Below are 22,306 nucleotides of genomic sequence, written 5' to 3' on the forward strand. Positions count from 1 at the left end.
CCGCCTTGGTACGGATCCGTATGCCAGGTGGTGTGAGAGGACAGATAGGGAAATAATCCCTATCTTCCTACTCGATTCCCAACTATTTAAACAAATACGGAATTTTAATTTATAATTTCTTTAGCAGATATACACAATCAAAAATTATATGTAGTACTGCTGAAAATTAGAGGCTCACAGATGAATAAATCTTCATTGCTTTTGTCTGTATTACCCGTTAACAATTTTGAGATAAATGCATCACACTTAAAAGAATGTCGCTCTGATTCATTTTTGTTACATCTATTTTAATGGGCACAACAGTAATTTATTTTAGATGTTTTTATATATTGTACACAGTATAAACCCAACCTTTCTTTTGCATGGATAACAGAAGATCATTTATTAAGAAAGCTGGAATATTAGCCGGTTCTTTCGGGATATTCGCCCATTTACCAAAATCAATTGAAGCAGCCTTAGCCATCAATCCGATAGAAGGATCCACCTTTATGGATGCGGAACATATTGTGATTCTGATGCAAGAAAATCGTTCTTTTGATCATTCATTTGGCACGTTAAGAGGCGTGAGAGGATTCAATGATCGTCGTGCCATCACGCTAGCTAATGGTAATCCTGTTTGGCTTCAATCGAATAAGCTCGGGCATACATTTGCACCATTCCGTATGGATATCAAAAATTCGAAGGCGAGTTGGAGTGGTGATTTACCCCATTCATGGGAAAATCAAATCGGTGCATGGAACGAAGGAAAATTTGATAAATGGTTGGATTGGAAACAATCTGGTCGCAAAGTATACAGAGATTTACCGCTGACATTGGGATATTACACACGCGAGGATATTCCATTTTACTATGCTTTTGCGGATGCATTCACAATATGTGACCAACATTTCTGTTCTTCGATTACTGGTACAACGACTAATCGCCATTATTTTTGGACTGGGAAATGCGCTCCAGATTCTGAAAGTAAGCCATTAACTCGCAATTCAGATACCTATTTTAACAAGATGGCTAGCTGGAAAACCTTGCCAGAGCGCTTGCAAGAAAATGCTGTGAGCTGGAAAGTTTATCAAAATGAAATCAGCCTTCAAAATGAAATATCGGGTAATGGAGAGGGGTTGTTGGGTAATTTCACAGATAATAATTTAGAATGGTTTTCCCAATATAATGTGCGATTTAAGAAAAGTCATATCGATTTTTATCAACGAAGAATAGCAGAGTTGCCACAAGAGATAGCCGAATTGGAGAAGCAGCTAGCCTCTGATTCCAATGCACAAAAAATTAAAAATACACTTACCCAAAAACAAAACCAGTTAGAGAGTTTCAAGCGTGAAGTAGAGCAATTTTCGGAAGAAAAATATGCTAAGCTCTCAGCCTTTGAGAAGGAATTGCACGAACGTGCTTTTCAAACTAATGAAGGTGATCCCAATTACCACCAAACAGAAGAGGTAGAATTTGAAGGATCAAAAATTCAAATTCCAAAAGGAGATATTCTTTATCAATTTCGTAAAGATGTCGAATCTGGAAAACTGCCAACTGTAAGTTGGTTGTGTGCGCCACAGCATTTTTCTGATCATCCTAGCGCACCAATGTATGGCGCGTGGTATGTTTCTGAGATATTGAATATTCTGACCAAAAATCCTGAAGTTTGGAAGAAAACGATATTTATTCTCAATTACGATGAGAACGATGGATATTTTGATCATGTACCACCTTTTGTCGCACCAAAACCTGGAGATGAATCCTCAGGTATAGTTTCTGCAGAATTGCGCGAAGGCTTACAGACTGAATTTGTGACGAAAGAACAAGAATTGGCTTCGGGTATCAGTGAAGCCAATGCCACGGAAGGACCTGTTGGTTTAGGTTATCGCGTGCCGTTAATCATTGCTTCTCCATGGACGCGCGGTGGCTGGGTCAATTCTGAAGTATGTGATATTACCTCGACAATTCAGTTTTTGGAAGTTTTTTTGAATAAAAAATACAATAAGCAAATATTCGAATCCAATATTTCGAAATGGCGTAGAGCAATTACGGGCGATTTGACATCGGTGTTTCGAACATACAATTCACGAGAGAAAGTGAATTTACCTGAATTTCTGGAGATGAAAAAGCAGATTTCAGAAATTGATAGCGCGAAAAACAAACCTTTACCCGATGGATTTAAGGATTTCACTCCATCTGAAATAGATAAAATAAAGGCGGGAGCAAAACACGCTTCATTGCCTTACCAAGAATCAGGGACAAAACCTTCAAATGCGATTTGCTACGAATTGTATGTGCAGGAAAAGCACGATAATGGAAAATTGGAATTAAGGTTTGAAGCATCGAATAAGCTCTTTGGAGAAAATTCACTGGCTGGTGCTTTCAATGTATATGATTTGCTGCAAAAAAATCGTTTCAACAAATCTTTTGCTGTAACTGCGGGACAACATTTGGAGTACAGTTGGGATAAAGCAGCGGATGGTGCTTATAATATTGCAATACATGGGCCTAATGGGTATTATCAAAAATTAGTTTCGCGAGGAGGGGTTGAACCATTAAAAATTAAAATCAGCTATTCGGCAAAAAGTAATTTGCTAATTTATATAGAAAGCATTTCTTCTAAGAGCAAAGAAATAATTGTCCAAAATGCCTATATAAAGCGCAATCAGACAGTATCCCTTAAGCCAAATAAATCAACTACGATTGAAATTAATACGCAAGATTTGGGTCGTTGGTACGATGTTACATTAAAAGTAGAAGGTTGGCAAAGACAATATGCTGGACGCATGGAGAATGGTAAACCAAGTATTTCAGATCCATTGATGGCGTAATTTAAACATAAAGAGGCTTCCAAAAGCCTTACTATTTTTATAAAAAATCTTCGCGACAAGGACTGAAACTGTCGATAAGTTCTCCATCTTCTAGACATTCACAACCATGAATAACGTTGCTCGGGATAATACAACTGTCGCCAGTTGTAATTATTTTGGTTTCTTCTCCAATGGTATAGCTAAATTTCCCAGATTGTACATGTGAGATTTGCGTGTGCGGATGCTGGTGCAATGCGCCAATACCTCCTTTGGTAAATCGTACTTTGACCAACATAAGATCTGCTGTGTACAGGCAAATTTTGCGTTTTACATGTTCATCTAAAACCTCCCAATGGGTATCGGTTTCCCAATAGTATAATGAAGATATTTTATTTTGCATTGCGCAACTCCAGTTCTTTCTCTATTTCTTTAGCTAACGTATTGCTTTTATTGGCGTTTTTGATAAAAAAATAAGCCACTACCAATGCCATTATAGAACCGAAGCCCAAGCCACCTTTAATTGAGCTATAAGCAAATACTCCAATCGTAAACCCAACTAGCACGGCATTAATGATTTTTTCCGTCTTAAGACGCTTTAATTTTTTGTTCAGTTCATCCGAATCTTGTTCGAATATACTCGATAATTCCATGCTGTTTTTTAGGTAATTTTAGTGCGCTAAAATTAAGAAAATTCTAATTTCAAAAATATGCTAAAAATCATTTTTTGTATTTTTTTTTAAAAATATAAATAGTTAACTCTTATAGATTTATCAAAAATTTATACGCTATCAAATTCTTTAGGATATTGCACCGTTCCGCTAATATTTCCCAGTGCATTTGGAATGATTTCTATCGCCATAAAAACTTCATCGGGTACATCAAAAGGTGCTTTAATTCCCCATTTAGAAGCAGGCTCAAAACCAAATTTCGGGTAATAATGTTCGTGTCCTAGGACGATAACAGAACCAAAACCTAATGCTGCAGCACGTTTTAATCCTTCGCGAATGAGTTGTCCACAAATACCTTGCTTTTGAAAATCCGCACTTACCGCCATGGGTGCTAAAGCTAAAGATTCATGCGCTACATCGCCATTTACAATCTTAATCTTTGTAAATAATATATGCCCAAAGAGTTGATTGTCCAATTCTGCAACTAATGAAAGTTCAGGCACAAAAGCATCACTGTGACGCAACGCATCAACTAATTTGGCTTCAGCTTCTTGTCGAAAAGCTTGTTTATTGATTTCATAAACAGTTTGGAAATCTTCAGTTTGTTCTTGTCGGATGGTAAGGGGCATGGGTTTTACTGAGTTTTATGTTTCAAATGATATTTATATATGATGTATGATAATAAATTTGGTCTAGCGGAAGAGTTATTATGATTGTTTATGATAGTCAATCCTAATTTTTCCATCTCAATATCTATATTGCTATTCATTGAACCTAATGTTCCATTATTGTAGTCCATAAAAGTTAAAAAATTATCCCATTGATCAGCTTTTTTTATTTCACTAATTTTTCTTGAAATTTTCTCAGGAATAGATTTTGTGCGTTGAAAAAAATCATCTAATAAAGCTGTTGAGGTTTCTAGGTCGTTATGCAAATTTTCATTAATTTCTTTTAATTTTTTAATCTCTTTTTCAAAACTTTCTATTTTATTTTTTTGTTCATTAATATCAGATAAAAAGTTAGTATTTAATTCTTTAACTAATTTTATTTTATTTTGAAGTTCACCTATCGAGCTTTGTCGAATTGTGATTTCGTTATTCTGTTTTGTTAATTGTTCTGTTTGTAAATCAAAGTCTTTACTATACTGTCTTACAAGTTTGCGTTGTCTTTTAACACTACTTTATTGCTGATTACATTTTTGGTAATCTCAGGCATAATTTTATGTTCTATAAATAATACAAGTGATCTTGTACATATTATTATTCCGTAACCCAATACTACATAACAAGCAGTATATAAAACTTCACATATCATTTGACCAAATGATAAATGGTTGTGAGCATAAGCTTTTATGAAATTAACTTTATATACTAAGGAATTGTAATTATTAAAATTTAAAAGAGTATACCAAAGCTCCCAATGATGGAAAAGCATAACTAATATAAATGTCCCGAAAAAAGGATTTGTAAGTTTCTCCTTAATATTGTTTAAAAATGATGAAATATGTTCCATTTCAGATTATATAATTGGTCTAACTAAAAATCTTTCCTTCCAAAAGTATCGGGGAGATGCTTTTGGAAGGAAAGAGAATATTATTTTACGCTCTTTCGTATACTTCGAAAGTATAATCAAAAGCGTGTTTTTCGTCTTTTTCGTGCTTTTCAGCACTTACTAATTTCCACTGATGATCTAACAGTTCTGGAAAATAAGCATCGCCATCAATTGTAGTATGTACTCGTGTCAACAAGATTTTATCTGCTAAAGGCAAAGTTTGCTTATAGATATCTGCACCACCGATGATAAAGATTTCACGCTCGTCACGGCAATAGTTTAATACTTCTTGCACACTATTTGCTACATCTACATCTTCGTGGCTGTAGTTCATATCACGTGTCAAAATAATATTACGACGCTCAGGAAGAGGTTTCCCTATGGATACAAAAGTCTTGCGACCCATCACCACCGAATGCTCTAATGTATTTTTCTTAAAGTATTTAAAATCATTTGGCAAATGCCACAACATCTGATTGTCTTTGCCAATCGCATTATTTTCCGCAGCAGCTACGATTAATGTTATTTTAGTATCACTCATATTCTGGATAAAGGATTAAATTTTGGATAAAGGAATAAGGAGCATAGATTAAAGACGATTTTCAAATTATAACATTTTCAAATTGGAAAAGTCCTTGCTCGTTATTCTTTTCGTCCTTGTTCTATACGGCTACAGGAGCTTTGATATGCGGATGGAATTCATAATCCACCAATTCAAAATCCTCGAATTTGAAATCAAAAATATCTTTTACATCTGGATTGATTTTCATTGTCGGAAGAGGTTTTGGCTCACGCGACAATTGCAATTCCGTTTGTTCGAAGTGATTGCTGTAAATATGGGCATCACCAAACGTATGTACAAATTCACCAGCTTCCATATCACAAACTTGCGCAACCATCATTGTCAATAGGGCATAAGAAGCAATATTAAAAGGTACGCCCAAGAAAATATCCGCGCTACGTTGGTACAATTGACACGAAAGTTGCGGTTTCAAAATTCCTTTTTCAGGTTGTGCTGGTGCTACGTTGAACTGAAAGAAAGCGTGACAAGGCGGCAAAGCCATGTTTTCGATTTCCGCAACATTCCAAGCGGATACGATGATACGACGCGAATCAGGCGAATTTTTCAACTGATTAATCACCTGTGTGATTTGGTCGATATGTCTGCCATCAGGTGTAGGCCAAGAGCGCCATTGCGAACCGTAAACAGGTCCTAGATTGCCGTTCTCATCTGCCCATTCATCCCAAATGCTTACGCCATTATCTTTTAGGTATTTGATATTAGTTTCACCTTTCAAAAACCAAATTAATTCATGGATAATCGAACGTAAATGCAGTTTTTTGGTCGTAATAATCGGAAAACCTTCTTGTAGATTGAAACGCATTTGATAACCAAAAACACTGCGTGTACCTGTACCCGTTCTATCTGTTTTGTCCACACCTGTGGTATATACGTGCTTTAGTAAATCTAAATATTGTTTCATGTTTCAGTAAGTTTTAAAGATTTTCTACGATTTTAGAATATTCAAAACTACTGAAATTAGCGTGAAGGAAAAAGTGCTTTCACTTTTAAAAATGTCATTGGCATCTCAAATCTTATATCTATAAAGCTAAGTCTAAAAAAAAGCGTATTTTTGCAACTTATTATGAATAAAAAAGTAGCTTTCTATACACTGGGTTGTAAGTTGAATTTTTCGGAGACTTCATCTATTGGACGTCAGTTCAAAGATGCGGGCTATGATACCACGCCATTCAACTCGCCTGCAGATGTTTATGTGATCAACACTTGTTCGGTGACGGACAATGCGGATAAGAAATGTCGAAAGGTGGTGAAGGAAGCATTGAAATATTCACCAAATGCCTATATCACAATTGTAGGTTGTTACGCGCAATTGAAACCGCAGGAAATCGCAGAGATTCCAGGTGTGGATATGGTATTGGGTGCTGCGGAGAAATTCAATATCATTGAGCATATCAATGATTTGACCAAACAGGAGAAAGCTGTTGTTCATAATGGACCGATTGACGAGACAAACCAATTCGTGACTGCGTATTCGATTGGTGACCGTACGCGTACTTTCTTAAAAGTGCAAGACGGTTGTGATTATTCGTGTACATTCTGTACGATTCCTTTGGCACGTGGCGCTAGTCGTTCGGGTAAAATTGAAGATATCGTGCGTCAAGCGGAAGAAATTGCTGCTTCGGGTGTAAAAGAAATTGTATTAACTGGGGTAAATATTGGTGACTACGGTATCCGTGATGGCAAACGCCAAGATAAGTTTTTGGACTTGGTAAAAGCATTGGATGAGGTTGAAGGTATTGATCGAATCCGTATCTCATCGATTGAACCAAATTTATTGGCAAATGAGATTATCGAATTTGTGGCGCAATCCAAACGTTTTGTTCCGCATTTTCATATGCCATTGCAATCGGGTAATAATAAGGTGTTGGCACAAATGCGTCGTCGCTACAAACGTGAATTGTATGGCGAACGTGTCGCGAAAATCAAATCGTTGATGCCTAATGCCTGTATCGGTGTAGATGTGATTGTTGGTTTCCCGGGTGAGACACGTGAAGATTTTATCGATACGTACAATTTCTTAAATGATATGCCAATTTCATATTTGCATGTATTTACGTATTCAGAACGTGAAAATACTATTGCGGCGCAAATGGAAGGTGCTGTCCCAGGCGCGCAACGTTCGGATCGTAGTAAAATGTTGCATATTCTTTCGGAGAAAAAACGTCGTGCTTTCTATGAAGAAAATTTAGGCGCAATAGGAGAGGTCTTATTTGAATCGGATGAGAAAGATGGCTTTATGCACGGATTTTCTAAAAACTATGTGAAAGTGCGTACACCTTATGATCCATTGTTGGTCAATGAGATTGTTCCGGTGAAATTTACGTCTATTTCTGAATCGGGTGATGTGGATATAGAAGAGTTGCCAGAATTGTTGGCACATTAAAATATAAATTTGAGGGATGATTTTTCATCCCTTTTTTATTGCCGAGTTATTTTCACTAACTTATTCCTAAAATATTCCCAATTCTTAGGGTATTATTGTTCAACTATGAAAGTACTTATTGTCGAAGATGAGCTGGCATTACAAGCAGGAATACGCGATTTTTTAATTGCAGAAAAGTTTTTGGTGGAGACAGCATCAACCTACATGGAGGCTGTGGACAAAGTCATGAACTATCCTTACGATTGTGTGCTCTTGGATATTATGCTTCCTGGCGGTTCGGGTATGGATGTGTTGAAGGAAATGCGTGTGAATCAAATCAAAAGTCCAGTTTTGATTCTTTCAGCCAAAGATTCAGTCGAAGATAAAGTTGCTGGATTGGAAATTGGGGCAGATGATTATTTAGCAAAGCCCTTTCATTTTGCGGAATTATTAGCGCGTCTGAAATCTATTATTCGTCGTAATGCACAAGATGGCGAACAGCTTTTGCACTACAAAAATGTAAGTCTTAATCCTGAATTACGTGAAGTGAAAATTGATGGAAATCCTCTGGTTTTGAATCGCAAGGAGTATGATTTGTTTTACTATTTCATGCTTCGCCCAAATAAATTACAGGAAAAATCTACGCTAGCGGAAACGGTTTGGGGAGATCATGCGGATCAGGCAGACAATTTGGATTTTATCTATTCGCAGATTAAGAATCTTCGTAAGAAATTGAAAACCGCAGGGGCGGATTGTGATTTGCAAGCGGTGTATGGTGTAGGTTATAAATTGATATAAATGGCTATCTCGGTAAAAAATTATACTAATCGTTTTGTAAGCTTTGCTATTCTGGTGGTAATGGCGATTTGGGCGGCGCTATTTTACGCTGTGATCATGGACGAAGTGTATGATAATATTGATGATGGTCTCAAAAATCAGAAAATTCTCATTATACGTGAAGCTTATAATAATCCCAAATTAATTGCTGAGTCCAAAGAATTTGGGATTAACCAATTCGTGATAAGGGAAGTAAAGAATTTAGAAGAGAAAGTTGATCAAAATGCTTTTTCTAAGGAATTTATCTATATGCCTTACGATGAGGAAGAGGAGCCTTACCGAATTTTACGAACAGGATTTTATGATCCTAGCGGAAAGCCTTATCAATTGGAAATTCGTACTTCTACCGTTGAAGAAGATGATTTTTTGCTCAATCTCGCTATTTCTTTGTTGGTATTGTATGTGGTAATTGTGCTCAGTATTTTGGTGATTAATCATTATATATTGGGACGTGCTTGGCAACCTTTCAAGCAAATTTTGAAAAATCTTTCTAAATATCGATTTGGCAAAGCCAATAGTTTTGTCTCTGTGGAATCGCCTGTTTTGGAATTTAATGATTTGAATAATCATATTTCGCAAATGATTGATCAGAATGAGAAAGTCTTTGATAGCCAAAAAAGGTTTTTGGAAAATGCTGCACATGAATTGCAAACACCTTTGGCAGTAGGGATAAGCAAGCTCGAATTGGTCTTGGAAAATTCGCAGTTGGACGAAGAGGATACCGTGCGTATCGTGGAAGCGAAGCGTTCGCTGCAGCGCATGGTAAGTCTTAATAAAAGCTTATTAACGCTTTCACGCATCAATAATCAGCAGTATGCGGGAAATGAAAGCGTCACTATAAATGCAGTTGTCGCTGATCTGTTGAATGATTACGAGGATTTAATAACGTATAAGGATATCAGATTAAATTTTCAACAGGATGGTAATTTTGAAGTCTTCGCTAATCCAGATTTAATGCAAATTTTGTTTTCAAATTTAATTAGCAATGCCATAAAATACAATTTACCTGCAGGTGAATTAAGAGTTCGAATTCAATTAGATGCTGCTATCATTTCTAACACAAGTCAAGACAAAGCACTGAATCCTGCATATATTTTCGAACGTTTTTATAAAGGAAATCAAGACCACAATTCCAATGGCTTAGGTTTGTCTATTGTACAGACGATTTTGGAAAAATATCCTTTCTTACATATTCAGTACAGCTATCAGGATAATATGCAAGTGTTTGAAATTAAAAAAGTTTAATTTTTTTTGATTTCAAACACTTATTCCCAATTCTTTCCCAATTCACTTTTGATTTTTGTAGTATAAAATAAAGATTAAAAGATGAAAACAATATTTAAAACTTTAGCAGTAGTAGCTTTATTGACAACAAGCATGGGAGCAAATGCACAGGATAAATTAATTGATCTAGGTCAGTTGCCAAAGAAAGCTCAAAATTTTATCAAGACGTATAGTTCAAAACTTTCGGTCGCATATGTCAAATTGGAAGACGAACTTTTTTCGAAAAAATCTTACGAAGTGAAGATGAATGATGGCTCGGAATTTGAATTTGATAAAAATGGCGAATGGAAAGAAATCGATATGAAGCGCAAGAGTATTCCGCTTTCGTTGATCCCTCAAGCTATAAAAGAATACGTAGAAAAGAGTTTTCCAAAGAATAATATTGTGAAACTTTCCAGAAGTTCATCCAAATATGAAATTGAATTGTCAAATGGATTGGACTTAGTTTTCAATAGCAAAGGCAAATTTTTACGTATCGACGATTAATATAACAATTAAAACACACATAATATAAATATATATAAACTATGAAAAATTTATTTTCAAAAGCGATTTTAGCCGTAGCTGTAGCGTTTACAATGTCATCTTGTGACAAGGATGAAGTATTAATTCCAAATGAGGAATTACCAACAACTTCGAAATCTTTCGTAACGGAATATTTTGGTTCGGCAAAAATTATTTCTACAATAAAAGATAAAGAAGGGATTTCAAATTTTGAATACGAGGTAAAATTGGATAATGGTGTAGATATCAAATTTGACAATTCAGGGGTGTGGCAAGATGTAGAAATGAGAAGTGATCGTGATGCGTTACCTAACACATCGTTTATACTATCTGCAATTGTAGATTATGTGACAGCGAATTATGCTTCAGTAGGCATTAACGGGATTGAAAGAGAAGTGAATGGTTTTGATATTGAACTGACTAATGATGTCGATTTGGTATTTGACAAAGACGGAAAATTTATCAGAATTGATCTATAATTTTAGAATCATAGCTATAAACAAAAATGGGACAACTTGCATTGTCCCATTTTTATGTATTAGCCTTTACGCGCTAATTCTATTTTTGTTTCCATTTCGCTGACGATTTTATCAATATCCGATCCACTACCTGAGGACTCAAAACGGATAAATCCTTCTTTGTCAATTACAACTTTGTGTGGAATACCTTTAGCACCATATGCTGTGACAGCTGATTTTTCTCTATCTTTCATTTCATCAAATAAAACATGGAACGTGTAATTATTCTTAGTAATGAATTGTTCAACAACCTCTTTGTAGTTTTCTTCGCGTTGCCACGTGTCAATAAATAAAAATTCAACTTCTTTGTCGTCTTTGTATTTGTTAACAGCGGCTTGCATACCTGGGAAAGAGTTAATGCACGGACCACACCATGTTGCCCAAAAATCCAATACTACAACTTTTCCTTTAAGATCTGCCAAAGAAACTGTCTTGCCTTCTCTGTTTACCAAAGAAAATGCTGGTGCCTCCTTTTTGATCATTTCAGCTTTGTATTTTGCTAAGTTAGCTTCTTTGATTTCAGAATCTAGTTTCGCAGAATATACATTGAAATCACTTTTACCATTGTTTAATTTAGCATACAAAGATTTTAATAACTCTTCTGAATCTTTGCTCTTACCATTTTTCTGAACAAACTTTTCAAGTAATAAAAATGCGTCTAATTCTTTACCAACTTTTGCGTAAGAATTTGCTAAAATCAAGTTTAAAGTCGTATTTGATGCAGCGTTTCTGTTTGATTTCAGCTGCTCTTCAATACTTGAAATTGCTTTTTCATAGTTTCCAGTTTCATATAACGCTTTTGCGTACGAAGAATTTAGTACTGGCAAGTAATTTGCACCTACAGTTTTATCTTCCTTCGCTTTAGCGATAGCTTCCTCTAGAATTGGTAATGCATTGGCATAGTCTTTATTCTTTGCAAGTTCGTTTGTTAATCCATATGCACTTTGAATGAAATTCGCGCTTTTTTTGATTTTACTTACGTATTCATTTGCTTTTGCTAGGTTATTTTCTTTGAAAAACAAACCAGCTAATTTTGATTCAGCATCGGCATAAATGGCTCTGCTTTTTTCTTCAAAACTCGCTGCAGGAAATTTTTTCAAAAATGCATTGTAGTTTTTCTCTGCTTCAGAAGCCGTAATGTTTTCAGCATTAAACACACTTTCATAGGCCTGCGATCTAGCCTTCAAACCTTTGGGAAATCTTTTAAGAAGTGATTTCTCAATTTTTTCGACTTCATCATTTTTCTCTAAGAATGCATAAATCCGCGATCCAAAGTTGACAAAATTTTCATTTTTGCTTTCCACCAGGTATTTGGCTTCCACGAGCATTTGATTTTTAGAATCATCATCGCCTTTTTGAGCCAGTGAATTTAGTTCTTTAGAAATTTCATCTAAAGTTACACCTTTCTTTTTGGCTAACTGTGCATTCGCAGTCTGTATGGACACGCATGCACCTAATATTGCTAAAGATAGTATGGACTTTTTCATAATAGATTTATATGTTAAACAAAATTATTATTTAAAAACCAATGAAACACACAGAAGATAATATTCAATATTAATTCTATGTATTCAAAAATAAATTTACGTTATACGTAGGTAATTTATTGTATGAGTAGTTTTTAAATGTAAATTTTTCTGTTTATGGTAGATATATCAATAATTTTTATTTTCGAATGCAAAATTTGTATTTCATGTTAAAGTTGTATTCTTCTCCAGGTTCGAGGATAAATTGAGGAAAGTTTGATTGATTTGGACAATCTAAATGATGTTGTGCTTCAAAACAAAATCCTCCATTTTGTAAATATTTTTTTCCTGTTTTGCCAATATCATCCGAAAGGTAATTTCCTGAGTACAAATGTACTGTGGGATAATCTGTGTATAGTTCTAAGCTGATTCCCGATTCGGCACTATAGGCTGATGCCGCGACTTGACTAAAGGCATTTTCGTTTGCGTAACTATGATCAAAGCCTTTCGCAAAATGCAATTGCTGGTCTTCTGCACCTATTTTATCGGCAATTCGAGTTTGCTCTCTTAGATCAAAAGGAGTGTCAACCACACTTTTTAAATTTCCTGTAGGCAATTGACTTTGATTGATTTCGATGAACTTGTTCGAATTTATTTGAACAAAATGATTTAAAATATCACCATTGCCTTCACCATTGAGGTTGAAATAAGCGTGATTTGTCAAATTGACTATTGTACGTTTATCAGAAGTAGCTCTAAAATTAATGAGGATCTCATTGTCATCAGTCAATTCGTAGGAAACAGTAATTTTAGCTTCGCCCGGAAATCCAGCTTCTCCATCTGGTGAAACATAATAAAAGGTTACCTTTTTTCGAAAATTCACTTGTCTATCCCACACCTTTGTGTGAAAACCTTCAGGACCTCCATGCAGACAATTTGAGCCATTGTTTTGTGGTAATGTGTATTCTTGCTCATCCAGCACAAATTTTCCATTCCCAATACGGTTGGCAAATCTTCCTATTGTAGCGCCATGGTATATTTCTTTGGCATCCAAATAGCCTGCGATACTATCGAATCCCAAGACAACATCTATTAGATTCCCATTTCTATCAGGAACTAAAGCACTCACCAATCTCGCACCATAATCTGTTAACGCAATTTGCATTCCAGCTCTATTTTTTAACGTAAATAGATGGGTGTTTTTTCCATTGAGGTTGCCCTCAAATTTTTCTGTATCGGGTATCGTATAGCGTGTGCTCATTAGATTTGAAGTTTATAGATTTTGCTAAAAATAATAAAAAACGTTGACAAGGTGAAGAAAAGGAATATTTGTATTATATTTAAGCTTATGGAGAATAGATTCGTTTACCTAGCGTTTGCAGTTCTAGCAATATTGTTGTTTGTATATACATTCATTTTTGTTGATGAAACACATCAATTTGTGTTAAATGCAGGTTGGGAAACTAATTTAATAGAGGCCAAATGGCTTTTTTATCTTGTCGCAGGGATTGGTATTTGTTTGTGGATTTTCTATCATTTTTTTGGTACAATATTATACAGCGAAGGACTGATTTATCTTCATGTAATCTCTTATTTTATATTAGCTGTTGTTTTGATTCTTTGGGACAATAACGCATTTTCTCTTCAGGAAGCTGTAGAATCACAGTCCTATAATTCTGTTCATGATTTACGTAGTGATTACCATGATATTAGTGATCGTGAAACCATTTATCGATCCTTATTTTGGTTATTACTTTTGATTCAACCAATAGGATTGGTGAACTTAATAATGGGATTTATGAAGTCTAATCCTAAGTAACGCGCTCGCGTTATAAGTCAGAAAATGTATATTTGTACTTTGTATAATCCGATATTTTAATGAACTGGAAACAACTTATATCTGCCAAACGGTGGGGTTATGAAGAACGTGTACCATACGAACAATTTGACGCTAGGTCAGAATTTCAACGCGATTATGATCGCTTGATTTTCTCCTCACCATTTCGTCGTTTACAAAATAAAACACAAGTTTTTCCATTGCCGGGAGCTGTTTTCGTTCACAATAGATTAACGCATAGTTTGGAAGTAGCTTCAGTGGGTCGTTCTTTGGGTAGATTGTTTTATAATTTGATGAAACAAGAACATCCTAATATCGACGAGGAGGTGCCTTATTTGCAGGAAGTTGGGAATATCATTTCGGCTGCATGTTTATCACACGATCTAGGAAATCCAGCCTTTGGTCATTCTGGTGAGGCTGCAATTTCATCTTATTTTACGGAGGGAGCAGGCAATAAATACCAAGAACAAGTTTCACCAAAGCAATGGTCAGATTTGACACATTTCGAAGGTAACGCCAATGCGCTTCGTATCTTGACGCATGCTTTCAATGGTAAAGATCCTAAAGGTTTTGCTTTGACCTATGCAACATTAGCTTCTATTGTTAAATATCCGTGTGCTGCAATTGATGGCCATGTAAAAGGTAATCACCACCGCAAGAAATATGGTTTTTTTGAATGTGAAAGATCTTCATTCGAAAAAATAGCTGTTGAATTGGGGTTAGAAAAAGATCCTACGAATGCAAACGGCTATTTACGCCACCCATTGGTGTATTTGGTAGAAGCAGCAGATGATATATGTTATAATATCATTGACTTGGAAGATGCCCATCACCTTAAAATACTATCTTATCAGGAGGTGGAAGATTTGTTGTTACCATTATGCGGTGGAGAAAGTCTAAAATCACGTTTGGACAGTTTAGGCGATCCAGGTTCTCGTGTAGAATTATTGCGCGCAAAAGCGATAAATACGTTAATACACGGCTGTGCTTCTGTTTTCGTCAAGAACCAAGAGAAATTTTTGTCAGGTACATTTCAAAGTTCTTTAGTTGATGCGTTGGATACGAATATTGTGCAACAAATGAAAAAGATTGAGAAGGTTTCTGTAGCACGTATTTATAACGCACCTACAGTTGTACAAATCGAAATAGCAGGTTATAAAGTAATGAATGCATTGTTGGAAGAGTTTATACCGGCATATTTAAAGACCAATAAAACTATGTTTGATAAGAAATTGGTGGCTATGATTCCAGAACAATTTCATACTGACAAAGAAGATGCATATTCTAAAATACGTGCTGTATTGGATTTTGTATCTGGTATGACAGATGTCTACGCTGTTGATTTGTACCGTAAAATAAAAGGGATTTCAATTCCTTCATTAGATTAAAATAGATAAACAGATGGTAGATTTGAGATGAGAGATAAATATAAAGTCTATTGTCTCAAATCTCTTGTCTAAAAATTATATGAAAGTAGTAATAGCAGAAAAACCTTCGGTTGCACGTGATTTGGCACGTGTGATGGGTGCGAAGGATGTGAAAGATGGATATATTGAGGGCAATGGATATGCATTTACCTATGCTTTTGGGCATTTGGTGCAATTGTGTACACCTCAAGCGTACGGCTATAACACTTGGTCTGTAGCGAATCTGCCTATTATTCCAGCGAAATTTGGATTGGAAGTAAAGAAAATTCGTAAAGACGGTAAGCAAATTGATGATTATGGCGCTTTAAAGCAAGTAAATATCATCAAAGGTTTATTGGAAAAAGCGGAAGAAATTATTGTGGCAACGGATGCTGGGCGCGAGGGAGAATTGATTTTCCGTAATATTTATTATTATTTAGGTTCAAAAGTACCTTTTAAGCGTTTGTGGATTTCTTCGCAAACGGATAAAGCGATTAAAGAAGGTTTTGCCAAATTAAAAGATGGCTCAGAATACGATAGTCTGTACCAGTCGGCACGATCGCGTTCGGAATCAGATTGGTTGATCGGTATTAATGCGACACAGGCGATTACATTGGCGGCAGGCAATAAAGGTTTGTTGTCTTTGGGACGTGTGCAGACACCGACTTTGGCGATGATTTGTTCGCGCTATTTAGAAAATAAAGATTTCAAACCACAGGCTTTTTATAAAATTCAAGCTGGTTTTGAGAAGGATAATATTTCGTTCAAAGCGACTTCAGATAAGATTGATAAAAAGGATGTCGCAGAAGAAACCGTAGCTAAAATTACAGTTGGTTCAGAAGCGAAAGTGGTGAAAGTCGAAGCAAAAGAGACGAAAGAACAACCGCCTTTATTGTTTGACTTGACGTCATTGCAACAGGATGCAAATAAGAAATACGGCTATTCGGCAGATCAAACGTTAAGTATTGCGCAGACATTATACGAGAAAAAGGTCATTACCTATCCACGTACAGGTTCTCGTTATATTGGTGAAGATGTTTTCGAACAGATCGAGTCCTTATTCCAACATTTGGCGGATACAGCGGAGGAAGGAATTGCTGCTATTTCGCGTAATTTGATAGGAGCAAAGCTAAATAAACGTTCTGTAGATGATAAAAAAGTAACAGATCACCACGCGTTATTGGTGACAGATGAGAAGCCAGGAGCGATGCTTAAAGAGCAGCAAAATATCTACAATATGATTGCAAAGCGTATGGTCGAGAGTTTTTCGGAGGTCTGTCTGAAAGATATCACGACCGTGACGATTGATGCAGCAGGAGTAGAGTTGATTGCTAAAGGTACGGTAATTCGTCAATACGGCTGGCGTTTGTCAGCGGATCAGGTTGAAATGCCTGATGAAGACAAAAATACGGACGATCAAGACAATGAAAATGCGCAGTTGCCTAAGTTGTCGGCGGAAGAAATGTTGGAGATTTTATCTTTAGAATTGTCGGAACGCTTTACCAAAGCTCGACCTATTCATACAGAAGCTTCTTTGCTGAAAGCTATGGAAACTTCGGGCAAGGAAATCGAAGATGAGGAGATGCGTCAAGCCATGAAAGATTGTGGTTTAGGCACGCCTGCAACACGTGCAGCAACTATTGAAACTTTATTCCAGCGTGATTATATCAAACGTGACAAAAAGAAATTGATTCCGACGGAAAAAGGGTTAGCTGTGTATAATTTGGTTAAAGACCGTTCTATCGCGAAAGTGACATTGACCGGTAAATGGGAACAGAAACTGGAAGAAATGCGTGCTAATAAAGTGTCTTATGATGTCTTTATGAAGCATATCAAGGATTATACAGTTAAGATTACCAAAGAACTTTTGCAGCTTCGTATGTCGATTCCGCAAGAGGAAATAAAACCCCAACAAAAAGGAAAGATTAAATGTCCAAAATGCCAGCCGGGAAATATTCATTTGTACGATAAAGTTGCGCAATGCGATCATTATGCACGCGGTTGTGACTTTAAGATATGGCGCACCTTGAATGGCGTTTTCCTAGAAGAAAAGGAGATGAAAAATCTCCTCGAAAAAGGTAAAACTTCTGAACTCAAAGGTGTTAAAACTAAGGAAGGACAAACTGTTAATGCACCTTTAGTATTTCAAGATTTTAAGGTGAATGTGGGGTAAGTAAAGTAATTTGAGTTATGAAAAAAATATTTATTTTCTCTGGTTTAGGGGCTGATAAAAAAGTTTTTTCAAAGCTTAATTTGAAAGAGTTTGAAGTTGTACATATTCAATGGTTACCATCTATAAAAAATGAAAGTTTAAGCAATTATGTCAACAGATTAGCTGAATATAATCGAATTCCAGTATCGGGTGCAAATGTTTTGGGAATTTCATTTGGGGGAATGTGTATTGCTGAACTCGCAAAAACATATGATTTTAATAAGATTGTTTTAATTTCTACAGCAATAAGCAGTTCCAATTTACCATCATATCATAAAATATTTAGATACTTTCCAATCTATAAACTATTTCCATCTCAATTGATAGTGACACCAACTAGAATTCATCATTTTCTGTTCGGTGTAACTGATGCAGTGGATAGGAAATTGCTCAATGCAATTATACGAGATTCGAACTCTGGATTTTTCAGATGGGCATTGTACTCAATTCTAAATTGGGATAGCTTAGAAATACCAAAAAAATTTCTTCATCTTCATGGAGACAAAGATCGTATTATTCCCATTATAAATTGTAATTCAGTAAGAAGGATAGCTGGCGGAGGTCATTTGATGACATTAACTCATCATAATGAGATTTCTATTTTAATTAAAGAATATTTGAATGAATAATAACGTCATATATCGTTTTATTGCAATCAAGAATTACAAATTTAACTCGCTTTTTATCATCCCTTTTACCAAGAAATACTGTGCGATGACATAAGTCATCATCACAGTTAAGCTACCTAATAAGGATTTTTGAAAGAATATATTTATTGCCAAAATGGAGTCCGATAGAACAAAAAATCCAGCACCAATAATTAGCCATTTTATATTTGTGCCAAGAGCTACATACAACATGGTACCAATGGTGATTGCATACAAAATCACAGGTAATTTCAATGTTCCTAAATGCGGATATAAGAAAGCGCACAATCCAATTATAAATATTAGAATTAGAGGAATTAAAAGTAAATTCTTATTACGAAATAATTCTTTGAATGTTAGGATATAGAGAATATGTGCAATTAGAAAACTTGTTAGACCAGCTATAAATCCTCCCGAAAACATTAAAAATAGATCTCCAAAGAAACTTAGCACTAAGCCAGCGATAAATAACCAATTCTTCTTATTTACGCTCCAAGTATAATAGCTTATGAGAATAGGAATCAATAAGGGTTTTGTAAAGAATCGAAAGTTTGAACTTAATTCAAAACCAATGATTACTTGGTCAAGAATAAGAACAATTATTAATAAGAGGAGGAGTACTCGTTTCATTTTATTCTGGAATCAATTCTTTTCCGTCCAATACTCTATTTAATTGTTCCATATCCAATTCATTTTCCCACTTAGAAAGCACCAGTCCTGCTGTAGCATTTCCGATTATATTTGTCAAAGCGCGTGCCTCACTCATAAAACGGTCTATGCCAAAAACAATAGCAATCGATTCTACAGGAATATGTCCGACTACAGGTAACGTTGCTGCTAGAATAATAAAACCGGACCCTGTCACACCTGCTGCACCATTGGAAGTAAAAGTCAATACAAAGATTAAAAACAATTGCTCGCTCAATCCCATGGGTTGATTGATTGCCTGTGCTAAGAATACTGATGCCATGGTCAAATAAATGGCTGTTCCGTCCAAATTAAAAGAATAACCAGTAGGTATCACAAGATTCACGACAGATTTATTACACCCTGCTTTTTGAAGTTTTTCCATGATTGCGGGAAGTACAGATTCAGAAGAAGAAGTCCCCAGCACAATCAAGAGTTCTTCCCTTATGTAGCGAAGGAATTTCCAAAGACTAATTTTATTGCGGTATAATATCAATCCAATAAATACGAAAATATAAATCAAGCAGGCCACATAAAACCACAACATCATCATACCTAAGGATTTCAATATGTCTAATCCATATCGTCCAACTGTAAATCCGATCGCGCCCATTGCACCCAAAGGCGCAACTTTCATTATCATTTTAATGACCAAGAAAATTCCATCCAAAAAGGATTGCAATACCACTTTGACAGGTTCTGCTTTTTCGCCCATTTTAGCAAACGCAAATCCTAATAGAATAGCAAAAAAAAGTACCTGAAGAATATTGCCCTCAGCGAGAGAACCGATAATATTATTGGGGATAATATTCAAAAGAAACTGGACAACACCTTTTTGCTCCTTACCACCTTCTATAAAATTGCCAACTTGACTTGTATCTAGATGTTCTACATTGATATTCATACCTTCACCTGGTTTCGCCAGATTTATCACAGCTAGCGCAATGAACATGGCTACAAACGTGGTTATCTGGAAGTAAATCATGGAGCGAATACCAATTTTCCCCACTTTTTTGACATCCTGCATGCCAGAAATTCCCAGTACGATGCTACAGAAAATCAAGGGCGCGATTATCATTTTGATTAGCTTAATAAACCCATCTCCAAATGGCTTCAAAGCAACGCCCATATCTGGATAAAAGTGTCCTAATGCGACACCAATTAATATGGCTACGATAACTTGGAAATATAGCGTTTGAAAAAGCTTCTTCATAAAAATGTTTTGGTTATAGGTTTATGCATCAATTAATGCGCCTAAAATAACTTTATTTTTCATAATAAAAAAGCAGGTTAGATTTTAGGGGTTTTATCTAACCTGCAGCTTTTTTACCTCAAAACCAAAATATCTTGTAGTGCACTTTCAATTGTAGGAAATTCAAATTTAAAGCCTTTATTGATTAACTTTTCAGGGAGTACCCATCGACTTTTTAGCAACAATTCAGTTTCAGTACCAATGATCAAAGCCCCGATTTTCAACATCCACGTAAGGGAAGGCAATCCAATCGGAATATTCTTAACTTCTCGAAATATCCGCATAAAGTCTTCATTCGTAACAGGTTCTGGTGCAGAACAATTAATAACACCTTTGATTTCACTTTCAGTTTCTACAAATTGAATTATTTGAAATAGATCTTCAACATGTATCCAACTAAACATTTGTTTGCCATTACCTTGTTTTCCACCCAAACCAAATTTTACCAGATTCTCAAAAGGTGTCATTACGCCGCCATCTGCTCCTAAAACAATTGCCATTCTAAGTGCAACCTGACGTGTATTCTGAAGTTGAAAATCGAAAAATGACTTCTCCCATTTCTGTGCAACTTCAACTGAAAAACCTGTGCCTATTTCTCCATTCTTTTCCGTCATTGGTCTATCTATTGCATGGCGATATATAGTAGCAGTACTTGCATTTATCCATAGTCTGGGCGGATTTTGACATTGCAAAATAGCCTTTCCAAGAGTCTCCGTGGTCTCTGTTCTCGATGAGAAAATTTCTGCTTTATTTGTCTCATTATATCGGCAGTTTACGGACTTACCAGCCAGATTAATCAAAAGGTCAGCATCTTCTAAAGCATTCTTAATGCCGTTAAAATCTTCCCAAATTATATCTGCATAATTACGAGAAATGGTAACTACATTATATCCATAGCTTGTGAATCTCATGATTAAATACTTGCCCACAAAACCTGTTGATCCAGCGATGATGAGCTTTTTCATATTGTCCTAATTAATGTGCTACTTGCTCTTCTCTACGTTGTTTTGCTATTCTTTTACCTCTGAAGAATAAGAACATATTTAAAAACAACATGATACCTAAGTAAATGCTAAAACCTCCAATTTTATAGCTCAATTGCTCAATCATGGTTTGGACTTTAGCATGGTCTAGATACATTTCTAAAATGTATAATGCGAATCCAATGTTCAGTAAGTAAAATCCAATTCTGAATAAATTGTTTGTTGCTAGAGCTACATCTGGCCTACCTTGAAAAATATCATTCATATAGACCAAGCTATTTTTGAATAACACATAAGCTACATAATATGTAAGCCCGATGGCTATTGGTAAATAAATACTGTACGCGATTACTGTTAAATTTTCCATAATTATAATTTTTTAGTAGTGAATTGTTTCTTTTGTTGTTTTGATATAAAATAAATGATCAACATATTATTGTAATGCAATAGGGACAATATCAAAATCAGTAAACCTGATTTTTGAAGTGTGCTGCTTAGCATTTCGGTAAGATTATTTACAGGTTGCCAATAACTGAATTGAATAATTGCATAGCCAATGTTAAAAAGGTAATACGCTGTCAACAACAGATTATTTGTCGTGTCTGTAATATCTTCTCGTTGATTAAAAAATGATAGAATAAATATGGATCATGTACAAAACCTGTGGACTAAGCAAATAACTTAGTCAATCTGAATAAGAAAAAATTGATATCACGAACC

General features: G+C 35.5%; 22 protein-coding genes. 10 read left to right on the forward strand and 12 right to left on the reverse strand.

The features are described 5' to 3' along the window. Positions 1-362 precede the first annotated feature (362 nt). Positions 363-2,810, forward strand: a complete 2,448-nt coding sequence (locus GOQ16_RS15995) for a phosphocholine-specific phospholipase C (RefSeq protein WP_160070212.1) — start codon at positions 363-365, stop codon at positions 2,808-2,810. A 37-nt stretch (positions 2,811-2,847) separates the two neighbouring features. On the opposite strand, the gene GOQ16_RS16000 is transcribed toward GOQ16_RS15995, so the two are convergent. The 6 genes from GOQ16_RS16000 to GOQ16_RS16025 all read right to left on the reverse strand — a co-directional run bounded on the left by GOQ16_RS16000 (position 2,848) and on the right by GOQ16_RS16025 (position 6,492). Continuing rightward, positions 2,848-3,189: a cupin domain-containing protein gene (locus GOQ16_RS16000; protein WP_160070213.1), complete on the reverse strand. Its 342-nt coding sequence runs from the start codon at positions 3,187-3,189 to the stop codon at positions 2,848-2,850. Then, the gene (locus tag GOQ16_RS16005) at positions 3,179-3,439 is read right to left on the reverse strand and encodes a hypothetical protein (protein WP_160070214.1); all 261 of its coding nucleotides are present in this window, start codon (positions 3,437-3,439) and stop codon (positions 3,179-3,181) included. Before GOQ16_RS16005 ends, GOQ16_RS16000 begins: the two co-directional genes overlap by 11 nt. A gap of 128 nt (positions 3,440-3,567) precedes the next feature. Then, positions 3,568-4,086 (reverse strand): GNAT family N-acetyltransferase, encoded by a 519-nt coding sequence (locus GOQ16_RS16010; protein WP_160070215.1) that lies wholly within the window; start codon positions 4,084-4,086, stop codon positions 3,568-3,570. A gap of 5 nt (positions 4,087-4,091) precedes the next feature. Further along, a complete protein-coding gene (locus tag GOQ16_RS16015) occupies positions 4,092-4,391 on the reverse strand; it encodes a hypothetical protein (RefSeq protein ID WP_160070216.1) in 300 nt (99 codons plus the stop codon). A 663-nt stretch (positions 4,392-5,054) separates the two neighbouring features. Next, positions 5,055-5,549, reverse strand: coding sequence for a dihydrofolate reductase (locus GOQ16_RS16020; RefSeq protein ID WP_160070217.1), 495 nt, complete (start codon positions 5,547-5,549; stop codon positions 5,055-5,057). A 121-nt stretch (positions 5,550-5,670) separates the two neighbouring features. After that, positions 5,671-6,492, reverse strand: coding sequence for a thymidylate synthase (locus GOQ16_RS16025; protein ID WP_160070218.1), 822 nt, complete (start codon positions 6,490-6,492; stop codon positions 5,671-5,673). A gap of 162 nt (positions 6,493-6,654) precedes the next feature. Here GOQ16_RS16025 and mtaB point away from each other — a divergent pair, with 162 nt between their 5' ends. The 5 genes from mtaB (at position 6,655) to GOQ16_RS16050 (ending at position 11,057) form a co-directional block, all read left to right on the forward strand. Next, positions 6,655-7,974: a tRNA (N(6)-L-threonylcarbamoyladenosine(37)-C(2))-methylthiotransferase MtaB gene (mtaB, locus tag GOQ16_RS16030; protein ID WP_160070219.1), complete on the forward strand. Its 1,320-nt coding sequence runs from the start codon at positions 6,655-6,657 to the stop codon at positions 7,972-7,974. Positions 7,975-8,079: 105 nt separating this feature from the next. Further along, a complete protein-coding gene (locus GOQ16_RS16035) occupies positions 8,080-8,751 on the forward strand; it encodes a response regulator transcription factor (RefSeq protein WP_160070220.1) in 672 nt (223 codons plus the stop codon). Beyond that, positions 8,752-10,035 carry a sensor histidine kinase gene (locus GOQ16_RS16040; RefSeq protein WP_160070221.1) on the forward strand — a complete coding sequence of 428 codons (1,284 nt, stop codon included), beginning with the start codon at positions 8,752-8,754 and terminating at the stop codon, positions 10,033-10,035. It abuts the gene before it with no gap. Between the two features lie 81 nt (positions 10,036-10,116). Beyond that, on the forward strand, positions 10,117-10,560 hold the full coding sequence (locus GOQ16_RS16045) for a PepSY-like domain-containing protein (protein WP_160070222.1): 444 nt from the start codon (positions 10,117-10,119) through the stop codon (positions 10,558-10,560). A gap of 41 nt (positions 10,561-10,601) precedes the next feature. Continuing rightward, positions 10,602-11,057 carry a PepSY-like domain-containing protein gene (locus GOQ16_RS16050; RefSeq protein ID WP_160070223.1) on the forward strand — a complete coding sequence of 152 codons (456 nt, stop codon included), beginning with the start codon at positions 10,602-10,604 and terminating at the stop codon, positions 11,055-11,057. Positions 11,058-11,116: 59 nt separating this feature from the next. On the opposite strand, the gene GOQ16_RS16055 is transcribed toward GOQ16_RS16050, so the two are convergent. Then, positions 11,117-12,583, reverse strand: a complete 1,467-nt coding sequence (locus GOQ16_RS16055) for a redoxin domain-containing protein (RefSeq protein ID WP_160070224.1) — start codon at positions 12,581-12,583, stop codon at positions 11,117-11,119. A gap of 178 nt (positions 12,584-12,761) precedes the next feature. Continuing rightward, on the reverse strand, positions 12,762-13,823 hold the full coding sequence (locus tag GOQ16_RS16060; protein WP_160070225.1) for an aldose epimerase family protein: 1,062 nt from the start codon (positions 13,821-13,823) through the stop codon (positions 12,762-12,764). A gap of 87 nt (positions 13,824-13,910) precedes the next feature. On the opposite strand from GOQ16_RS16060, the gene GOQ16_RS16065 reads away from it, so the two are divergent. The 4 genes from GOQ16_RS16065 to GOQ16_RS16080 all read left to right on the forward strand — a co-directional run bounded on the left by GOQ16_RS16065 (position 13,911) and on the right by GOQ16_RS16080 (position 18,646). Then, complete coding sequence (locus tag GOQ16_RS16065; RefSeq protein ID WP_160070226.1) at positions 13,911-14,381, forward strand: hypothetical protein; 471 nt, start codon at positions 13,911-13,913, stop codon at positions 14,379-14,381. A 59-nt stretch (positions 14,382-14,440) separates the two neighbouring features. Next, positions 14,441-15,787, forward strand: a complete 1,347-nt coding sequence (locus GOQ16_RS16070) for a deoxyguanosinetriphosphate triphosphohydrolase (protein ID WP_160070227.1) — start codon at positions 14,441-14,443, stop codon at positions 15,785-15,787. A gap of 79 nt (positions 15,788-15,866) precedes the next feature. Next, a complete protein-coding gene (locus tag GOQ16_RS16075) occupies positions 15,867-17,978 on the forward strand; it encodes a type IA DNA topoisomerase (RefSeq protein ID WP_160070228.1) in 2,112 nt (703 codons plus the stop codon). Positions 17,979-17,995: 17 nt separating this feature from the next. Continuing rightward, on the forward strand, positions 17,996-18,646 hold the full coding sequence (locus GOQ16_RS16080; protein WP_160070229.1) for an alpha/beta hydrolase family protein: 651 nt from the start codon (positions 17,996-17,998) through the stop codon (positions 18,644-18,646). Between the two features lie 33 nt (positions 18,647-18,679). On the opposite strand, the gene GOQ16_RS16085 is transcribed toward GOQ16_RS16080, so the two are convergent. The 4 genes from GOQ16_RS16085 to GOQ16_RS16100 form a co-directional block, all read right to left on the reverse strand. Next, positions 18,680-19,294: a lysoplasmalogenase gene (locus tag GOQ16_RS16085; RefSeq protein WP_160070230.1), complete on the reverse strand. Its 615-nt coding sequence runs from the start codon at positions 19,292-19,294 to the stop codon at positions 18,680-18,682. A 1-nt stretch (position 19,295) separates the two neighbouring features. Then, positions 19,296-20,564: a C4-dicarboxylate transporter DctA gene (dctA, locus tag GOQ16_RS16090; RefSeq protein ID WP_160070231.1), complete on the reverse strand. Its 1,269-nt coding sequence runs from the start codon at positions 20,562-20,564 to the stop codon at positions 19,296-19,298. A gap of 113 nt (positions 20,565-20,677) precedes the next feature. Then, on the reverse strand, positions 20,678-21,568 hold the full coding sequence (locus GOQ16_RS16095) for a TIGR01777 family oxidoreductase (protein ID WP_160070232.1): 891 nt from the start codon (positions 21,566-21,568) through the stop codon (positions 20,678-20,680). Between the two features lie 10 nt (positions 21,569-21,578). After that, positions 21,579-21,953, reverse strand: a complete 375-nt coding sequence (locus GOQ16_RS16100; protein ID WP_160070233.1) for a hypothetical protein — start codon at positions 21,951-21,953, stop codon at positions 21,579-21,581. Positions 21,954-22,306 lie beyond the last annotated feature (353 nt).

Source organism: Sphingobacterium bovisgrunnientis (assembly GCF_009829085.1).
GTDB lineage: Bacteria > Bacteroidota > Bacteroidia > Sphingobacteriales > Sphingobacteriaceae > Sphingobacterium > Sphingobacterium bovisgrunnientis.

What these genes read in the sequence shown, in the direction of transcription:
- GOQ16_RS16080 (WP_160070229.1), top strand. Translation starts at nt 17,996, where the DNA reads ATGAAAAAAATATTTATTTTCTCTGGTTTAGGGGCTGATAAAAAAGTT.
- GOQ16_RS16100 (WP_160070233.1), bottom strand. Translation starts at nt 21,953, where the DNA reads ATGGAAAATTTAACAGTAATCGCGTACAGTATTTATTTACCAATAGCC.
- GOQ16_RS16045 (WP_160070222.1), top strand. Translation starts at nt 10,117, where the DNA reads ATGAAAACAATATTTAAAACTTTAGCAGTAGTAGCTTTATTGACAACA.
- GOQ16_RS16020 (WP_160070217.1), bottom strand. Translation starts at nt 5,549, where the DNA reads ATGAGTGATACTAAAATAACATTAATCGTAGCTGCTGCGGAAAATAAT.
- mtaB (WP_160070219.1), top strand. Translation starts at nt 6,655, where the DNA reads ATGAATAAAAAAGTAGCTTTCTATACACTGGGTTGTAAGTTGAATTTT.
- GOQ16_RS16025 (WP_160070218.1), bottom strand. Translation starts at nt 6,492, where the DNA reads ATGAAACAATATTTAGATTTACTAAAGCACGTATATACCACAGGTGTG.
- GOQ16_RS16010 (WP_160070215.1), bottom strand. Translation starts at nt 4,086, where the DNA reads ATGCCCCTTACCATCCGACAAGAACAAACTGAAGATTTCCAAACTGTT.
- GOQ16_RS16000 (WP_160070213.1), bottom strand. Translation starts at nt 3,189, where the DNA reads ATGCAAAATAAAATATCTTCATTATACTATTGGGAAACCGATACCCAT.
- GOQ16_RS15995 (WP_160070212.1), top strand. Translation starts at nt 363, where the DNA reads ATGGATAACAGAAGATCATTTATTAAGAAAGCTGGAATATTAGCCGGT.
- GOQ16_RS16070 (WP_160070227.1), top strand. Translation starts at nt 14,441, where the DNA reads ATGAACTGGAAACAACTTATATCTGCCAAACGGTGGGGTTATGAAGAA.
- GOQ16_RS16050 (WP_160070223.1), top strand. Translation starts at nt 10,602, where the DNA reads ATGAAAAATTTATTTTCAAAAGCGATTTTAGCCGTAGCTGTAGCGTTT.
- GOQ16_RS16035 (WP_160070220.1), top strand. Translation starts at nt 8,080, where the DNA reads ATGAAAGTACTTATTGTCGAAGATGAGCTGGCATTACAAGCAGGAATA.
- GOQ16_RS16065 (WP_160070226.1), top strand. Translation starts at nt 13,911, where the DNA reads ATGGAGAATAGATTCGTTTACCTAGCGTTTGCAGTTCTAGCAATATTG.
- dctA (WP_160070231.1), bottom strand. Translation starts at nt 20,564, where the DNA reads ATGAAGAAGCTTTTTCAAACGCTATATTTCCAAGTTATCGTAGCCATA.
- GOQ16_RS16040 (WP_160070221.1), top strand. Translation starts at nt 8,752, where the DNA reads ATGGCTATCTCGGTAAAAAATTATACTAATCGTTTTGTAAGCTTTGCT.
- GOQ16_RS16060 (WP_160070225.1), bottom strand. Translation starts at nt 13,823, where the DNA reads ATGAGCACACGCTATACGATACCCGATACAGAAAAATTTGAGGGCAAC.
- GOQ16_RS16055 (WP_160070224.1), bottom strand. Translation starts at nt 12,583, where the DNA reads ATGAAAAAGTCCATACTATCTTTAGCAATATTAGGTGCATGCGTGTCC.
- GOQ16_RS16005 (WP_160070214.1), bottom strand. Translation starts at nt 3,439, where the DNA reads ATGGAATTATCGAGTATATTCGAACAAGATTCGGATGAACTGAACAAA.
- GOQ16_RS16095 (WP_160070232.1), bottom strand. Translation starts at nt 21,568, where the DNA reads ATGAAAAAGCTCATCATCGCTGGATCAACAGGTTTTGTGGGCAAGTAT.
- GOQ16_RS16075 (WP_160070228.1), top strand. Translation starts at nt 15,867, where the DNA reads ATGAAAGTAGTAATAGCAGAAAAACCTTCGGTTGCACGTGATTTGGCA.
- GOQ16_RS16085 (WP_160070230.1), bottom strand. Translation starts at nt 19,294, where the DNA reads ATGAAACGAGTACTCCTCCTCTTATTAATAATTGTTCTTATTCTTGAC.